This window comes from Hymenobacter ruber, from assembly GCF_054783255.1.
In genome coordinates this window covers 448,615-462,989 of sequence record NZ_BAAGQX010000004.1, presented here as the reverse complement: position 1 = coordinate 462,989, position 14,375 = coordinate 448,615, and the positions used below count along the sequence as shown (strand labels likewise).

Annotated in this window: 12 protein-coding genes; 3 read left to right on the top strand and 9 right to left on the bottom strand. The window is 59.8% G+C overall.

What is annotated here, in order from left to right; genetic code table 11:
• Window positions 1–149 precede the first annotated feature (149 nt).
• The 8 genes from ACYVM5_RS12505 to asnB all read right to left on the bottom strand — a co-directional run bounded on the left by ACYVM5_RS12505 (window position 150) and on the right by asnB (window position 9,684).
• Window positions 150–1,079: a glycosyltransferase family 2 protein gene (locus ACYVM5_RS12505; RefSeq protein ID WP_460618445.1), complete on the bottom strand. Its 930-nt coding sequence runs from the start codon at window positions 1,077–1,079 to the stop codon at window positions 150–152.
• Between the two features lie 60 nt (window positions 1,080–1,139).
• Entirely contained in the window at window positions 1,140–2,240 is a 1,101-nt protein-coding gene (locus ACYVM5_RS12500; RefSeq protein ID WP_460618444.1) for a DegT/DnrJ/EryC1/StrS family aminotransferase, read from the bottom strand.
• A gap of 25 nt (window positions 2,241–2,265) precedes the next feature.
• A complete protein-coding gene (locus ACYVM5_RS12495; protein ID WP_460618443.1) occupies window positions 2,266–3,225 on the bottom strand; it encodes a GNAT family protein in 960 nt (319 codons plus the stop codon).
• Complete coding sequence (locus ACYVM5_RS12490) at window positions 3,207–3,629, bottom strand: sugar 3,4-ketoisomerase (protein ID WP_460618441.1); 423 nt, start codon at window positions 3,627–3,629, stop codon at window positions 3,207–3,209. Before ACYVM5_RS12490 ends, ACYVM5_RS12495 begins: the two co-directional genes overlap by 19 nt.
• A gap of 6 nt (window positions 3,630–3,635) precedes the next feature.
• The gene (locus ACYVM5_RS12485; protein ID WP_460618440.1) at window positions 3,636–4,592 is read right to left on the bottom strand and encodes a UDP-glucuronic acid decarboxylase family protein; all 957 of its coding nucleotides are present in this window, start codon (window positions 4,590–4,592) and stop codon (window positions 3,636–3,638) included.
• A 121-nt stretch (window positions 4,593–4,713) separates the two neighbouring features.
• On the bottom strand, window positions 4,714–6,057 hold the full coding sequence (locus ACYVM5_RS12480; RefSeq protein WP_460618439.1) for a UDP-glucose dehydrogenase family protein: 1,344 nt from the start codon (window positions 6,055–6,057) through the stop codon (window positions 4,714–4,716).
• Between the two features lie 143 nt (window positions 6,058–6,200).
• On the bottom strand, window positions 6,201–7,775 hold the full coding sequence (locus ACYVM5_RS12475) for a hypothetical protein (RefSeq protein ID WP_460618438.1): 1,575 nt from the start codon (window positions 7,773–7,775) through the stop codon (window positions 6,201–6,203).
• A 4-nt stretch (window positions 7,776–7,779) separates the two neighbouring features.
• Window positions 7,780–9,684: an asparagine synthetase B family protein gene (asnB, locus tag ACYVM5_RS12470; RefSeq protein WP_460618437.1), complete on the bottom strand. Its 1,905-nt coding sequence runs from the start codon at window positions 9,682–9,684 to the stop codon at window positions 7,780–7,782.
• A 138-nt stretch (window positions 9,685–9,822) separates the two neighbouring features.
• Here asnB and ACYVM5_RS12465 point away from each other — a divergent pair, with 138 nt between their 5' ends.
• Both ACYVM5_RS12465 and ACYVM5_RS12460 read left to right on the top strand, forming a co-directional pair.
• Complete coding sequence (locus ACYVM5_RS12465; RefSeq protein WP_460618436.1) at window positions 9,823–10,257, top strand: acyl-CoA-binding protein; 435 nt, start codon at window positions 9,823–9,825, stop codon at window positions 10,255–10,257.
• Between the two features lie 189 nt (window positions 10,258–10,446).
• Window positions 10,447–12,102, top strand: a complete 1,656-nt coding sequence (locus ACYVM5_RS12460) for an amidase (protein WP_460618435.1) — start codon at window positions 10,447–10,449, stop codon at window positions 12,100–12,102.
• A 56-nt stretch (window positions 12,103–12,158) separates the two neighbouring features.
• Here the strand turns inward: ACYVM5_RS12460 and ACYVM5_RS12455 are convergent, their stop codons facing one another.
• Window positions 12,159–13,580, bottom strand: a complete 1,422-nt coding sequence (locus tag ACYVM5_RS12455) for an FAD-binding oxidoreductase (protein WP_460618434.1) — start codon at window positions 13,578–13,580, stop codon at window positions 12,159–12,161.
• Between the two features lie 53 nt (window positions 13,581–13,633).
• Here ACYVM5_RS12455 and ACYVM5_RS12450 point away from each other — a divergent pair, with 53 nt between their 5' ends.
• Window positions 13,634–14,251 (top strand): C40 family peptidase, encoded by a 618-nt coding sequence (locus tag ACYVM5_RS12450; protein WP_460618433.1) that lies wholly within the window; start codon window positions 13,634–13,636, stop codon window positions 14,249–14,251.
• The last annotated feature ends 124 nt before the right edge of the window (window positions 14,252–14,375 follow it).

Genomic DNA, 14,375 nt, shown 5'->3' with positions numbered 1-14,375 from the left:
AAAGTTAGGCAGGAATGACGGGTTAAAGCCTGTAGCAGAGCACTGAAGAAGCCGCATTAGTAAGTTAATACCTCTTGGATATCAGTTACTCAACCACCCAATACGTTTGGCAGTCAGCTAATAACCAAATATATCGGCTTATTCCTTGCTCACGGATACACCTCCCGCACCACATACAATGGCCGCTTCCGGGCTGCATCCAGCCCGCGCCATACGTACTCGCCGATGACCCCCAGCGCAATCATCTGGAAGGCCGACACGAACAGCATGACCACCATGAGTGTCGTCCAGCCGGCAGGCTCATCAGGACGGGCTACCTTGAGGGCAATCACGTAAAGGCCGTAAATGAGCGCAACCAATCCAAGCCCCAGCCCCAGTACCGAAATAGCGCGGATAGGCACGAAGGAGAAGGCCATCAACGAGTCGATGAGCAGCTTGATTTTCTTGTTCAACGTCCAGCGCGACTTGCCAATTTCGCGCTTGCGGCGGGTGTAGGGAATGTTGACGTAGGCAAAGCCCAGCCACACCATGAGGTAGAACACATTGGAATTGCGTTCATGCAGCTTCAGCACCTCAGTGGCTACCTGGCGGTCGAAAAACACGAAATCGAATCCGCCATCGGGAATATTGCGCAGGGCCAGGTTCTTCATCAGCCAATGAAACAGCTTGGCCATGGCCACGGAAAGGCCTTTCTCTTCGCGGTCCTGACGGTTGCCAATGACCAGCTTGTAGCCCTGCTGCCAATGGGTGTACATCTGCACCATCAGCTCGGGCGGGTCCTGCAGGTCGGCGGTGATGACGGACAGGCAGTCGCCAGTGGCATAGGCCATGCCGGCCACAATGGCGTTGTAGGAGCCCACGTTGCCCGCTAAGTCCACGATGCGGATGCGGCCGGGGTACAGGCCCTGGGCCCGGCGCAGAGCCCCGAGAGTGTCGTCGCCGGAACCATCGTTCACGAAGACGTATTCAAATGTGACTTCGGGCGGGAAATTAGCCTCGTTCGCAATCAGCTCACGGGTCGTCACCGGGATATTATCCTCGTTGAAGTAGCAGGGAACGATGACGGAGAGCTTGGGCATGGGCTGCTTGCTTGAATCAGGGTAGCGCGAGTGCGTTCAGGAAGAACGGTGAAAGGCAGTTTAAATGAAAGCCCGGATGGCATCGGCCACGGCAGCTACGTGGGCTTCGGTCATGCCCGGCCACATGGGCAGGCTCAGGCAGGTATTGGCTAGTTCCTCAGCAATGGGAAAGCTACCGGGCCCAAAGCCAAGTCCCTGGTAGGCTTGCTGCAAGTGCGGGGGCACCGGGTAATGAATCAGACTACCGATGCCCTGGGCCGTGAGGTGCTCTTGCAGGGCAGCTCGCCGAGGCGTGTGCACCACGTAGAGGTGGTAGACGTGCGTGGCGCCCTCGGCTACGGCTGGCAAGCGTAGGTTGGCAATACCGGCCAGGTGCTGGTCGTACCAGGCGGCTACTTGCTGGCGCTGGCGCGTCCATTCTGACAGGTGCGGCAGCTTCACGCGGAGCAAGGCAGCCTGTAGCTCGTCCAAACGGGAGTTGTAGCCTACCACTTCGTTGTAGTATTTCTGCTGCGAGCCGTAGTTGCGCAGCACCTGCACTTTGTGGGCCAGGTCGGCATCGTTGGTTGTCACGGCCCCGGCATCGCCGAGGGCACCCAGGTTTTTGCCGGGGTAGAAGCTGGTGCCATTGGCGTGCCCGAAGCTGCCAGTGAGCCCGCCCTCGAAGGCCGCGCCCTGCGATTGAGCATTGTCCTCCACCACATACAGGTTGTGCCGCGCGGCCAAGGCCATGATTTCCGTCATGCGGCATGCCTGCCCGTAGAGGTGCACTGGCATGATGGCGCGGGTGCGCGGCGTGAGGGCGGCAGCGATGAGGGTTGGGTCGAGGTTGCTGGTGGCAGGGTCGGGTTCTACGGGAACGGGCGTGGCCCCTACCTGCGTCACGGCCAGCCAGGTAGCGATGTACGTGTTGGAAGGCACGATTACCTCATCGCCGGGGCCAACGCCCAGTACACGCAGAGCCAGCACCAAGGCGTCGAGGCCATTGGCCACACCCACAGTGTGCGCCACCCGGTTGAAGGCCGCGTACTCCTGCTCAAACTGCTTCACTTCTCCGCCCAGCACGTACCAGTAAGAATCGTAGACCCGGCTGAAAGCGGCGGTCATGGCGTCGCGCAATGGGGCATGTTGTGGCTCAAAGCTCAGGAATGGGATGTTCATCGGAGTACTTGGTAGCGGGTAAAAATTAAGCATTCAGGCCATTACAGGCCAGCACATGGCTGGTGGCTCCCAGCCGGAAGCCCAGCTTCTCGCAGGTGCGAAACACGGCGTGGTTGGTGGCTTGGGTGGTCATCAGCACGGCTTCGTGCTCCAGCTCTTTGGCGCGGTGCAGGGTTTCGGCTACCAGTCTCACATGCCAGCCCCGGTTGGCGGGGCCAACCGCGGTGAGCAATACCCGCGACAACTGTGTGCCCAGGGCAACAGCATCACCCTTCAAGTCACTGATGGCCAGAAACGAATCAACCGACAACTCTGGCGAATCAGGTACCAACACAGTGGCCGCCAAGCCGGCCGCAACAGTGTTTTCGGCGTAGCGGGCCAAGTACGCATCGGCTCGGGCATCGCCAAACCATGAGTCGGCATGAAACCGGTCGTAGGCATTGCGCGCCATAGCAGCCACCTGACCAATATGCGCAGCCTCGTCAATTCTGGCAGCCCGTACCGGATGGCGGGGATGGTCGAAGGAAGTCAACTGGTCGCGGTAATACGTCAGGCGGGTTTCCACCAATTGCCAGCCGGCCCCGGTCAGGGCCTTCAACAGCCGAATGTCCTCAGCTGGCACTACACTGAACGCATAGTAGGCGGCTCCGTGCCGGGTTACTAATTCTTGGCGCAGTTCAGCCGCCGCCTGCATCAGTTGAGCCGGGCTGGTCAGTCCATCAAACAATGCGGTGAATAGCCGGTACATCGGTGCACCAAAATAGCCGGAATCCCAAGACAAATGCTGAAGAAGCCATTTCACTTCTGCCGAGGCGGCTGCCACAATTTCGGCCCCGGCCTCCTGCTCCCACCGGGTGGCTGCCCCGGTGCCAAACAGTTCCTGTTGCCGCTCAATAGGAAACTGCCGGAGAAAGTAGTAGGGCGAATAATATGCTAGCTCCGCGCGGCGGGCGGCCACCAGCGGGCTCAGGCTTTGGGCGCCCATAGCTGACGAAACACTTCGTAATCACGAATATAATCCCCTTCCTCATAAGCCTGAGAGGCCAGCACCAGTTGCACCGCAGTGTGCGAATATTGCATGGTGTGCCACGCGGAAGGCGGCACGTACAGCCCCACATTTGGGTCTTCGAGGCGGAAAAGTTGAATATCCCCGTTGGCTGTTTCTGTAGTTACAGTGATGCGTCCTGCCACGGCAACCAATATCTGCTCGGTGCGGTGATGGGCGTGGCGGCCCCGCACAATGCTTTCAGGCGTGTAGTACGTCCAGAAAACCCGCTGCACAGTGAAAGGCAGCGGGTCTTTGGCATTTTCACCCACGGAAATATAGCCAATACCCGGTGCTCCAAGCTTGGGGAACTCAATAAGGTATGGAGCGGGATAATCGGCCATTGGAAACTATTTAACGTGTTCTTTGAAATATTCTAGCGTGCGGCGCAGGCCTTCGGCACGGTCCACTTTGGGCTCCCAGCCCAGGATTTCCTTGGCTTTGGTGATGTCCGGGCGGCGCTTCATGGGGTCGTTTTCGGGCAGCGCCTGGAAGGTGGGCTTGAACTCGACGCCGGTGAGGCGCGCGATTTCCTCGCCGAACTCTTTGATGGTGATTTCGTCGGGGTTACCGATGTTCACGGGCAGGTGGTAGTCGCTCAGCAGCAGGCGGTAAATGCCTTCCACGAGGTCATCCACGTAGCAGAACGAGCGGGTCTGCGAGCCGTCGCCGAATACGGTCAGGTTCTCGCCGCGCAGGGCCTGCGAGAGGAAAGCTGGCAGCACGCGGCCGTCGTCGAGGCGCATGCGCGGGCCGTAGGTGTTGAAAATGCGAATGATGCGCGTTTCCAGGCCGTGGTGGTTGTGGTAGGCCATCGTAATGGCTTCCTGGAAGCGCTTGGCCTCGTCGTAGCAGCCACGCGGGCCTACGGGGTTCACGTTGCCGAAATACTCCTCAACCTGCGGATGAATTTCCGGGTCGCCGTACACTTCCGAGGTGCTGGCAATCAGCATGCGGGCGCCTTTCACGCGGGCCAGGCCCAGCAGGTTGTGCGTGCCGAGCGAGCCCACTTTCAGGGTCTGAATCGGAATTTTCAGGTAGTCAATCGGCGAAGCGGGCGAAGCAAAGTGCAGGATGTAATCGAGCTTGCCGGGCACGAACACGAACTTACTCACGTCGGATTGGTGGAACTCGAAATCGGGCCGCCCAAACAGGTGCTCGATGTTCTGGAGCGAACCCGTAATCAGGTTGTCCATCGCGATGACGTGGTAGCCCTCTTTCAGGAACCGGTCGCAAAGGTGCGAGCCCAGAAAACCGGCCCCGCCGGTAATAAGGACGCGTTTTTTATCGTCGGAAGTGTTGGTCATAGTATCGTTATTGAGTCGTTAGAACGTCATGCAGAGCGCAGCATCTCGCTCGCATCGTTTAACGGTGGAATTACTGCTGCACACCAGATGCCTCGGCAAGCTCAGCATGACGCTCTTTAGGTTAAGCTTGCGCCGGCTCCTGGTGGTCGGTTTTGATGCCGATGCAGTGGTAGGTGAAGCCCAATTCCTTCAGCTCCTTGGCGTCGTAGATGTTGCGGCCGTCGAAAATAGCCTTTTGCTTCATCAGACGGCTTACCACGGCAAAGTTGGGCACCCGGAACTCGGGCCATTCCGTCACCACTAGCAGGGCGTCGGCGTCAATCAGCGCGTCAAACTCGTCCTTGGCGTAGGTGATGGAGTTGCCCAGCGTGTGCTCGGCCTCCTTCATCGCCACGGGGTCGTAGGCCGTTACGGTGCAGCCGGCGGCCAGCAGCTTCTCGATAATAACCAACGAGGGCGCCTCACGCATGTCGTCGGTCTTTGGTTTGAAAGACAGGCCCCAGAGGGCAATTTTCAGGCCCTTGAGGTTGCCGCCGAAGTGCTTGCTCACTTTGTTGAAAAGCACCGACTTCTGGTCGTCGTTCACGCTCTCCACGGCGCGCAGCACCTGCATATCGTAGCCGTTTTCCTGAGCGGTTTTGATAAGGGCCTTTACGTCCTTCGGGAAGCAGGAGCCGCCGTAACCGATGCCGGGATAGATGAACTTGGTGCCAATGCGCGCATCGGAGCCGATGCCGCGCCGCACCATGTTCACGTCGGCCCCCATGATTTCGCACAGGTTGGCGATGTCGTTCATGAAGCTGATTTTCGTGGCCAGCATCGAGTTAGCCGCGTATTTCGTCATTTCGGCCGACGGAATATCCATGAAGATAATCGGGTGGCCGTTCAGCAAAAAGGGCTTGTAGAGCTTGGTCATCACCTCCTCGGCACGTTCCGACGAAATGCCCACCACAATGCGGTCGGGCTTCAGGAAGTCGTCGATGGCTGCGCCTTCCTTCAGGAACTCGGGGTTCGAAGCCACGTCGAACTCGATGCTTTCGCCGCGCTTTTCCAAGGCTTTCTCGATTTCGGCGCGCACCTTGGCGGCGGTGCCCACGGGCACGGTGCTTTTGGTCACAATCACGCCGTAGCTGCTCATGTGCTCGCCGATGCCGCGGGCCACGGCCAACACATATTTCAGGTCGGCCGAACCGTCTTCGCCGGGGGGGGTGCCTACGGCGATAAAAGCTACGTCGCAGTCTTTGATGGCTTCGGCAAGATTGGTGGAGAAGTGCAGACGCCCTTTTTCCACGTTGCGGGTTACCATTTCTTCCAGGCCCGGCTCATAAATCGGCAAAATGCCTTTGTGCAGATTATCGATTTTTTTCTGGTCGATATCAATACACGTCACATCGATGCCAACTTCGGCAAAGCACGTGCCCGTGACCAAACCGACGTAGCCGGTGCCTACAACTGCTATTTTCATAAGATGCGGAATGCGCGAAGACTAGTAATTAATAGAGCAAATTTAGTCCTTTACGGCCCACTCTATCGACACTCGCGGCCGGCCCTTACCACCGCGTCACCATACAAGCGACAGCGCGCCAGTGCATATCAATTGATTATAAGCTAATTACCATTGGTGACAATCTGAAAATCAACTTCATGATTTTGCAGAATAGCCCGCTCTCGAGCGCTGTGGCCTTCAAACTGATAGGCGGGATACTTCATGAAGTAAGGAACATCGGCCACCACTTTGCCGGGCCGCAGATGAGCAGGCTGGTAACAGCTAACTGGATACAGGTAGGCAAAATTCAGTAATTGAACGGTAGACGTTGGGGGCTTTTGCGCCAGTTGGCGGCGCAGGCGCGGGCCGAATAACCGGTACGCCATGAGGTGTTCGTCGCATACGCTCACCTGGCTGGCGGCAATTTGCGGATAATCGTATATGCCGGCGCGGTAGGCCACGTCGCACGGGTAATCGACGGGGAGGTAGCCGGTCAGGAATATTCCGAAATGAGCAAGGGCGCCCCCCCCAAGGCCCAGGTAAAGCCAGGAGCGCGCCCCCCTGGCTCGACTAAACGCACGTACCGCTACCAGCGCGCCCATAATGATAAAGGGTACGAAAAAGTGTAAGGTGCGCCCGTAAAAAACCAGCTTGTGCCCCATCTGGACCACTAAGGCGTAGCCCAGCCACATCAGAAAACTAACTGTGAGTAGGCGCACAAGCATTTGTTCGGTTCCAGAACCGGCCATTAAGCCCGTTCGCCAGCTGAACCCCAGCCCTATCCCGAAAAGCAGCAACAGGCTGACTCCAAGCCAACCTTCTACCTGCCAGAAATTGCTGCCGATAAAGCTAAATCCCTCGGCAAAGCTGCCCTGCGTGACGGTAGTGGCAATGTAGCGGCTGCTAGCCCAGTACGAAGTATGGCCCAGGCGAGCCAGGGCTTCGAAAGCCAGAAGCACCATCAGCAAGCCGGCCAGTTGGGCGGCGGCGGGCTTCAGAGCTGCCAATAAGCTGCTACGTGTGGTATCGAGCTCTACCAGCAGCGTCACGGCCAGCAGCAGCATGGGGGCCATGAAGTAGCCAGGATAAATAGCGTAGCTGAGCCCAGCCAATAACCCCACTACCGCTTGCAATTTCAGGCTGGTCGTTGTTTTAGGCCGGAGCAGCACCGTGAGCGCCAGGAAAAAGAAGAACAGCGAGTGGTCGTAGGGCAGCAGGTGGCGCAGGTAGAGGTTGGTGTTTACCAAGCTCGAATAGAGCGCGAGGCCCAGCAGTGCCATGCCGACGCTGAAGAAGCGCCGGTAGATGTGGTATAGCAGCAACGCATTCAGGCTCACGATGAGCACGTTGAAGGCTTGCGGGACTTGCAGTGAGGGCGGGGCGTTGGGGTTCAGGTCGAAGACTAGCAGCAGGATGGCCTGGCCCAGCCCGGGGATGGCCCGCCAGATACCGTCGCCCGGGCGGGCACCCATGGAATTGATGTAGCGCAGAAATTCCTGCCCGTGGCCTTCGCTGAGGGCACGCAGGCCCAGCATGGCATTCACGTAGCGCGACTCATCCACGAAGGCCATGGTGCCTTTGCCAATCAGGCTAAGGCGCGCCAGCGTGACCAATACGCCAACCAAAAGGGCCAGCCGTTGCGGCCGGCCCACCTGGTGCCACCAATGGCGCAAGCGCCAGAGTCTATTCGAAGTCAAGAGCTTAGGCCATGTACTGCTTCCACCACGTCTGGAAGACGATGAGGCCCCAGATGCGGGCGTGCACATCGCCCGGGCTGCGCGAAAACAGCTGCGCTTTGAGGGCACGGATGGCTTGCACGTCGAAAATGCCCTGGGCTTCGATGAAGTCGTCGCGCAGCAGGTCATCTTCGATAAGGCTGCGCAGCTCGCCGCGCATCCACTTCAGCAGAGGCACTTCGAAGCCGTGTTTGGGGCGGTCGTAGAGCTCGACGGGCAGCTCGGAGCGGAAGGCGTCCTGCACAATTTTCTTCTTCATCGTAGCGTCGACCTTGCTGGTGACGGGGATGGAGAAGGCGAAGTTGACCACTTTGTAGTCGAGGAAGGGCGTGCGCACTTCCAGCGAGTTGGCCATGCTCATCATGTCCACTTTCGTGAGCATGTCGTAGGGCAGCACCAGGTTCATGTCGGTGAGCAGTACCTCGTTGAGGTCGCCGTCGGCATGCAGGTGCTCCAAAATGTCTTTGCGGCGCTTGGCGGCGGCTTTCTTGCCCACTTTGCGGCGGCTGGCGGCGCTGAGCAGGGTGTTGGCGTCACTGGCCGAGGCGAAGCTGGCCCAGTCCCAGTACCGGTCTTTCACGCCGGCCGTCATGCCGCGCGAGAAACGCTGGAGCTGCCGCACGCGGTTGCCAAAGAAGCTGTTGCGCGACTTGGGCAGGGCGTCCCACACGAAGCCGAGGGCCGTCACGGCCTCCGCCTTCACGCCCCCCTGGCGCACCTTGAACTCGCCCATGTGCTTGTTGTAGCCGCCGAACATTTCGTCGGCCCCGTCGCCGCTCAGGGCCACGGTGACGTGCTGGCGGGTGCGCTGGCTGAGGATGTACACGGCCAGGGCCGAAGAATCGGCAAACGGCTCATCGAGGTAATCCAACATGCTGTGGATGTGCTCGTAGAGGTCGTCGTTGGTGAGCGAGAAAACCGTGTGGTTGGTCTTGTGGCGGGCGGCCACGAGATTGGCGTACTTGGTTTCGTCGAAGAAGGGCTCGTCTTTGAAACCGATGCTGAACGTGTTGAGGTGCGGCGTGTGGCGGGCGGCCAGCGCGGTAATCACGCTGGAGTCGATGCCGCCGCTGAGGAAGGCGCCGAGGGGCACGTCGGCCACGAGGCGGCGCTGCACGGCCCCGTCCATGAGGTCGACCAGCTTTTTCTGCTGCTGCTCGTAGCTGAGCTTGTTTTTGGCGACTTTCTTGGGGTCGTAGGGGATTTTATACCAGGCCTTGCCCACTACCTTATTGTTCTTGATGTACAGGTAGTGGCCGGGCAGCATCTTCTTCACGCCCTTGAAAATGCTGGCGGGACCGGGAATGTAGTTGAGTTGCAAATACTGGCTCAGGGCCACGTAATCGAGCTTGCGCGGCACGCCTAGGGCCATGATGGACTTCATCTCGGAAGCCAAAAACAGCTTGTCCTCGTCGCGGTAGATGAGCAGGGGCTTCACGCCAAACCGGTCGCGGGCGATAAGCAGCGAGTTCTCTTCCTTATCGTAGATGGAGAAGGCGAAAAAGCCGTTCAGCTTCTTGATAAAGCTGCGGCCCTCGGTGATGTAAAGCTGGAGAATAACCTCCGTATCGGTCTGCGAATGAAACTTACAGCCGCGCTTGATGAGCTTTTCGCGCAGCTCGCGGTAGTTGAAGATTTCGCCGTTGAAGACGATGGTGTAGCGTCCTGATTCGTCGGTCATCGGCTGGTTGCCGTCGGCCGAAAGGTCGAGGATGGCCAGCCGGCGAAAGCCCAGACCGCATTGGTCGTAGACGAAATGGCCCTGCGAGTCGGGTCCGCGGCGAATGATGGCGTCGGTGGACGCTTGCAGGTTGGCCAGCGACTGACGACCTGTTTCCGTAAAGGCAAATACTCCAGTTATTCCACACATAGTCGGCCGCAAAAGTACGACTCCGCAACCTAAAGGCCCACCACGGGGTATTGTCATTAGCGTAAATGGCACCGAATTTCTACCAAGAACCGGCTGTAGCGCCCCTGCTGCTCTTTTTCCATCCCTGCTTTTATCATCATGAACATCAACGAACAATTTCAGGCGGCGGCCCAGCAAGTGAACAACCTGCCCAGCGACGTGGCCGCCAAGCACATGACCGAGCTTTACGGCCTTTACAAACAGGCTACCGAGGGCGACGTAAACATGAAAAGCGACGAGGTAGACGCCTCCGCTGCTGACCAGGCCAACGGCCCAGCCGGCCTCTCACAGGCCCAGTGGGACTCGTGGAACCAGTTCAAGGGTGTGTCGGAAGAAGAAGCCAAGCGGCGCTACGTAGCAAAAGCGGCCGAAATTACCGGCGGCACCAAATCGGCTACCGAAGCCAGCGAAGTGCCCACCGACGGCCAGACCGGAGCCCCCAAAACCACAGACCACGGCGGGCTGCGGGGTGATATCACGGCCGGCGCGCCTTATGGGGGCGAAGACAAGCTGAAAGGCCAGCAGGCACAATAAGCAGGACCATTCCAGCGCCATTGCGTTCATTAAGTTGGCACCATAAAAGCCAGTCCTTCGCGGGGCTGGCTTTTGTTTTTATCCGACAGCCAACGGCCAAAAAGTTATTGGCATTGCGGTAGTTGTCGAAGTTCTGGCGGGCAGTATCATTGCCAGCCAACGACAGTTACCCCTTCTTTCCTCCTTTTTATGGACCGCCGCCTTTTCCTGAACCAAAGTACTCGCGTGTCGCTCACGGCCGCCCTCCTACCCGCCGTGGCCTGCCAAACCACTCCCGGCAAGCCCGTAACGGATGTGCCGACGGGAGCTCCGGAGGCGGAAGAAACAGCGCCGGCCAGCGCGGCCGACAACTTCGAGCTGCACGAACTCACCGTGACCGACTTACAGGACCGCATGGCCAAAGGCACCGAAACCGCCCGCAGCCTGAGCGAGAAATACCTGGCCCGCATCAAGGCGCTGAACGAGGCCGGGCCGATGCTGCGTGCCGTCATAGAAACCAACCCCGATGCCCTGACCATTGCCGACGGCCTGGACCGAGAGCGCAAGGCCGGCAAGCTGCGCGGGCCGCTGCACGGCATTCCGGTCCTTATTAAAGACAACATTGACAGCGGCGACCAGATGATGACCACGGCTGGGGCCTCGGCACTGGTGGGGCACAAGGCGAAGCAGGATGCCTTCATCGTGCAGAAGCTGCGGGCCGCTGGGGCCGTGCTGCTGGGCAAAACCAACCTGAGCGAATGGGCCAACTTCCGGTCGTCGCACGCGGTGAGCGGCTGGAGCAGCCGGGGCCGCCAAAGCCGCAACCCCTACGCCCTGGACCGCAGCACCAGCGGCAGCAGCTCGGGCTCGGGGGCGGCGGTGGCGGCCAATTTGTGCGCCGTGGCCATTGGCACCGAGACGGACGGCTCGGTGGTGTCGCCGTCGTCGTGCAACGGGCTGGTGGGCCTCAAGCCCACGGTGGGCCTGCTGAGCCGCAGCGGCATCATCCCCATTTCGAGCACCCAGGACACGGCTGGCCCCATGGCCCGCACCGTGCGCGACGCGGCCATTCTGCTGGGCGCACTGGCCGGCCCCGACCCGGCCGACCCGGCCAAACTGCCCATTCCCAAAGGCGCGCTGACCGATTACACAACGTTTCTCAAGTCGGATGCCCTGCAGGGCCAGCGGCTGGGCGTGGAAAAAGCCCACCTCAACGGCCCGCCGGCCGTGGCCGCGCTCCTCAAGCAAGCCGTGGCCGCGCTGAAGGCGCGGGGCGCGACCATCGTGGAAGTGGAGTTGAACAAACTGGTCAATCCGCTCGGCGAGGCGGAGTTTGACGTGCTGCTCTACGAGTTCAAGGAAGGCGTGAATGCGTATCTGGCTAATGCGGGTGCGACGGTGAAGAATCTGGCCGACGTCATCGCCTTCAACAAGGCCCACGCGGCCGAAGCCATGCCGTTTTTCCAGCAGGAAACCCTTATCCGGGCCGAAACCACCGACGGGCTGAACAACGCCAACTACAAGGCCGCCGTGCAAAAGACCGTGGCCGGCGCCCGCCAGGCCATCGACGGCCTGCTGAAAACGCACCAACTTGCGGCCATCATCGGTGTGACCACCGGCCCGGCCTGGTGCATCGACTGGGCAAACGGCGACTACTCGACGGGCGTGGATTTTTCGTCGCCGGCGGCCATGGCGGGCTATCCGCACCTCACCGTGCCCATGGGGCAGGTGCTGGGGTTGCCGGTGGGTCTGTCCTTTGTGAGCTCGGCGTACCACGAGAGGCTGCTACTGGCTCTGGGCTATGCGTATGAGCAAGCGACGCACAAGAGGGAAGCGCCAAAAATGCTGCCTACAGTGCAAGCGTAAGTTCATTTGTCATTGCACGTGGAGCATCGCGTTCCACGCGCAATGACAGGCAAACCCTAGAAAATCTTTCCGGGGTTCAGAATTCCATTCGGGTCGAATACGCCTTTGATGCCGCGCATTAAGTTCAGGTTGGTTTCGGCCAGGGCAATGCCGATGTAGCCTTTCTGCACCAGCCCGATGCCGTGCTCGCCGGAAATGGTGCCACCCAGCTTCACGCAGAGCTCGAAAATCTCGGAGATGGGCTGGCGCAGGCCCACGTTCCACATCTCGTCGTCCAGCTCGCCGCGGATGATGTTGACGTGCAGGTTACCGTCGCCGGCGTGGCCGTAGCACACGCTCTTGAAGCCGTAGCGGGCGCCTATTTCCTTCACGCCTTTGAGCAGCGTGGGCAACTCGGCGCGGGGCACTACAGTGTCCTCTTCCTTATACACGGAGTTGTAGCGCACCGAATTGCCGATGTTGCGGCGGATGCGCCACAGGTCGTCCTTCTGGCCGGCGGTGTCGGCGAGGAGGATTTCGCCCACGTCGTAGTGCTCCAGCACGCCGTACACCTGCCCGGCCTCCTTATAAAGCTGGTCCAAATCCTGGCCATCGAGCTCGATGAGCAGATGGGCTTTGATATCCTCGGGCAGCGTGAGCGGGATTTTCAGGTAATCGGAAGACCAGGCAATGGCCTCGCGCTCCATAAACTCCATGCCCGACGGGATGATGCCCGCCCGGAACACCGCCGAAACCGCATCGGCCGCCTGGGCCTCCTGCCGGAAGGGCACCAGCATCAGGATATTATGCTGCGGGAAGGGCAATAGCCGAAACACCACTTTGGTGATGATGCCCAATGTACCCTCCGAGCCCACCATGAGCTGGGTGAGGTTGTAGCCGGTGGAGTTTTTGAGGGTGTTGGCGGCCGTCCAGATGATTTCGCCGGTGGGCAGCACCACCTGCAAATTCAGCACGTAGTCCTTGGTAGTGCCGTATTTCACGGCCTTGGGGCCGCCGCTGCTGTGGGCCAGGTTGCCGCCCAAAAAGCAGCTGCCCTTGCTGGCCGGGTCGGGTGGGTAGAACAGGCCCACCTCCTTCACGGCGTTCTGAAACGTCTCGTTCACCACGCCCGGCTCCACGGTGGCCTGCAGGTTGCGCTCGTCAATCTGGATGATTTTATTGAGCCGCTCGGTGCTCAGCACCACGCCGTGGTGGATGGGAAGCGCCCCGCCGCTCAGGCCCGTGCCCGCCCCGCGCGGCGTGACGGGAATGCGGTGCGCGTGGCACAGCTGCATAATCCGGCTGATTTCCTCGGCATCGGCCGGGCGCAGCACCACATCGGGCGCAAAATGGAAGTCTTCGGTGTGGTCGCGGCCGTAGTCGGCGTAGGCATCGGCGGCAGCGGCGGCCTCGGCGCGCTGCGCGGTGAGGACGTGCGCCGGGCCGACGATGGCCTCGAAAGAAACAAGTATTTCGGGGGGCAGGGCGTTAAAATTCATGAGCGGTTCAGCTGAGAAGGCCGCGTAAACTATCTTTGCGGCCGATGGGTAGGGTGACAACGAAGATACTACCGCTGCTGCTGCTGACTTTGGTCCTGCTAGCCAGCTGCCACCGCAAGCTTAACTACCGCGACGGCCAGTACCGCTCGGCCCGCGAAATGGTGCGCCTGAAAAAGGGCGGCCGGGTGAGCCCGACCGGCAAATCCAAGGTTGTGGTGGGCGCCGCCAACGGCGCCAAAACCAAAGTAGTGACCAAGCGCCCCGCCCGCATGGGCACCGCTACCGGCACCCTGGCCTCGGTGATTGAGGCCGCCCGCTCCTATCAGGGTACCCCTTACCTATACGGCGGCACCACGCGCCTGGGCCTGGATTGCTCGGGGCTGCTGCAATTATCTTTTGGCGAAGCCGGTGTCACTATTCCGCGTTCGTCCAATGAGCAGGCCGTGTGGGGCGACCCCGTGAAATCCACCGACTTACGGCCCGGCGATTTAGTATTTTTTGGAGCTTCGCCCGGCAGCCGCACCATCACACACGTGGGTTTGGTGACGGTGGCCGATGAAGAAGGGGTGGATTTTATTCACGCGTCAACCTCATTAGGCGTGGTTGAAAACAGCTTAGAATCAGATTACTACCTCAGTCGGTTCATTCGGGCCGTGCGGCCCCGCCTGTGAGGTACCGGCCCATTACCTTTACCTGACAAATACCTGATTCCGGCGATATTAATCAATGGTAAAATTTACGTAATATTGGCCCTTTCGGCACCGTCGTACCTTTGTCCCGCTTTTACCAAGCTCA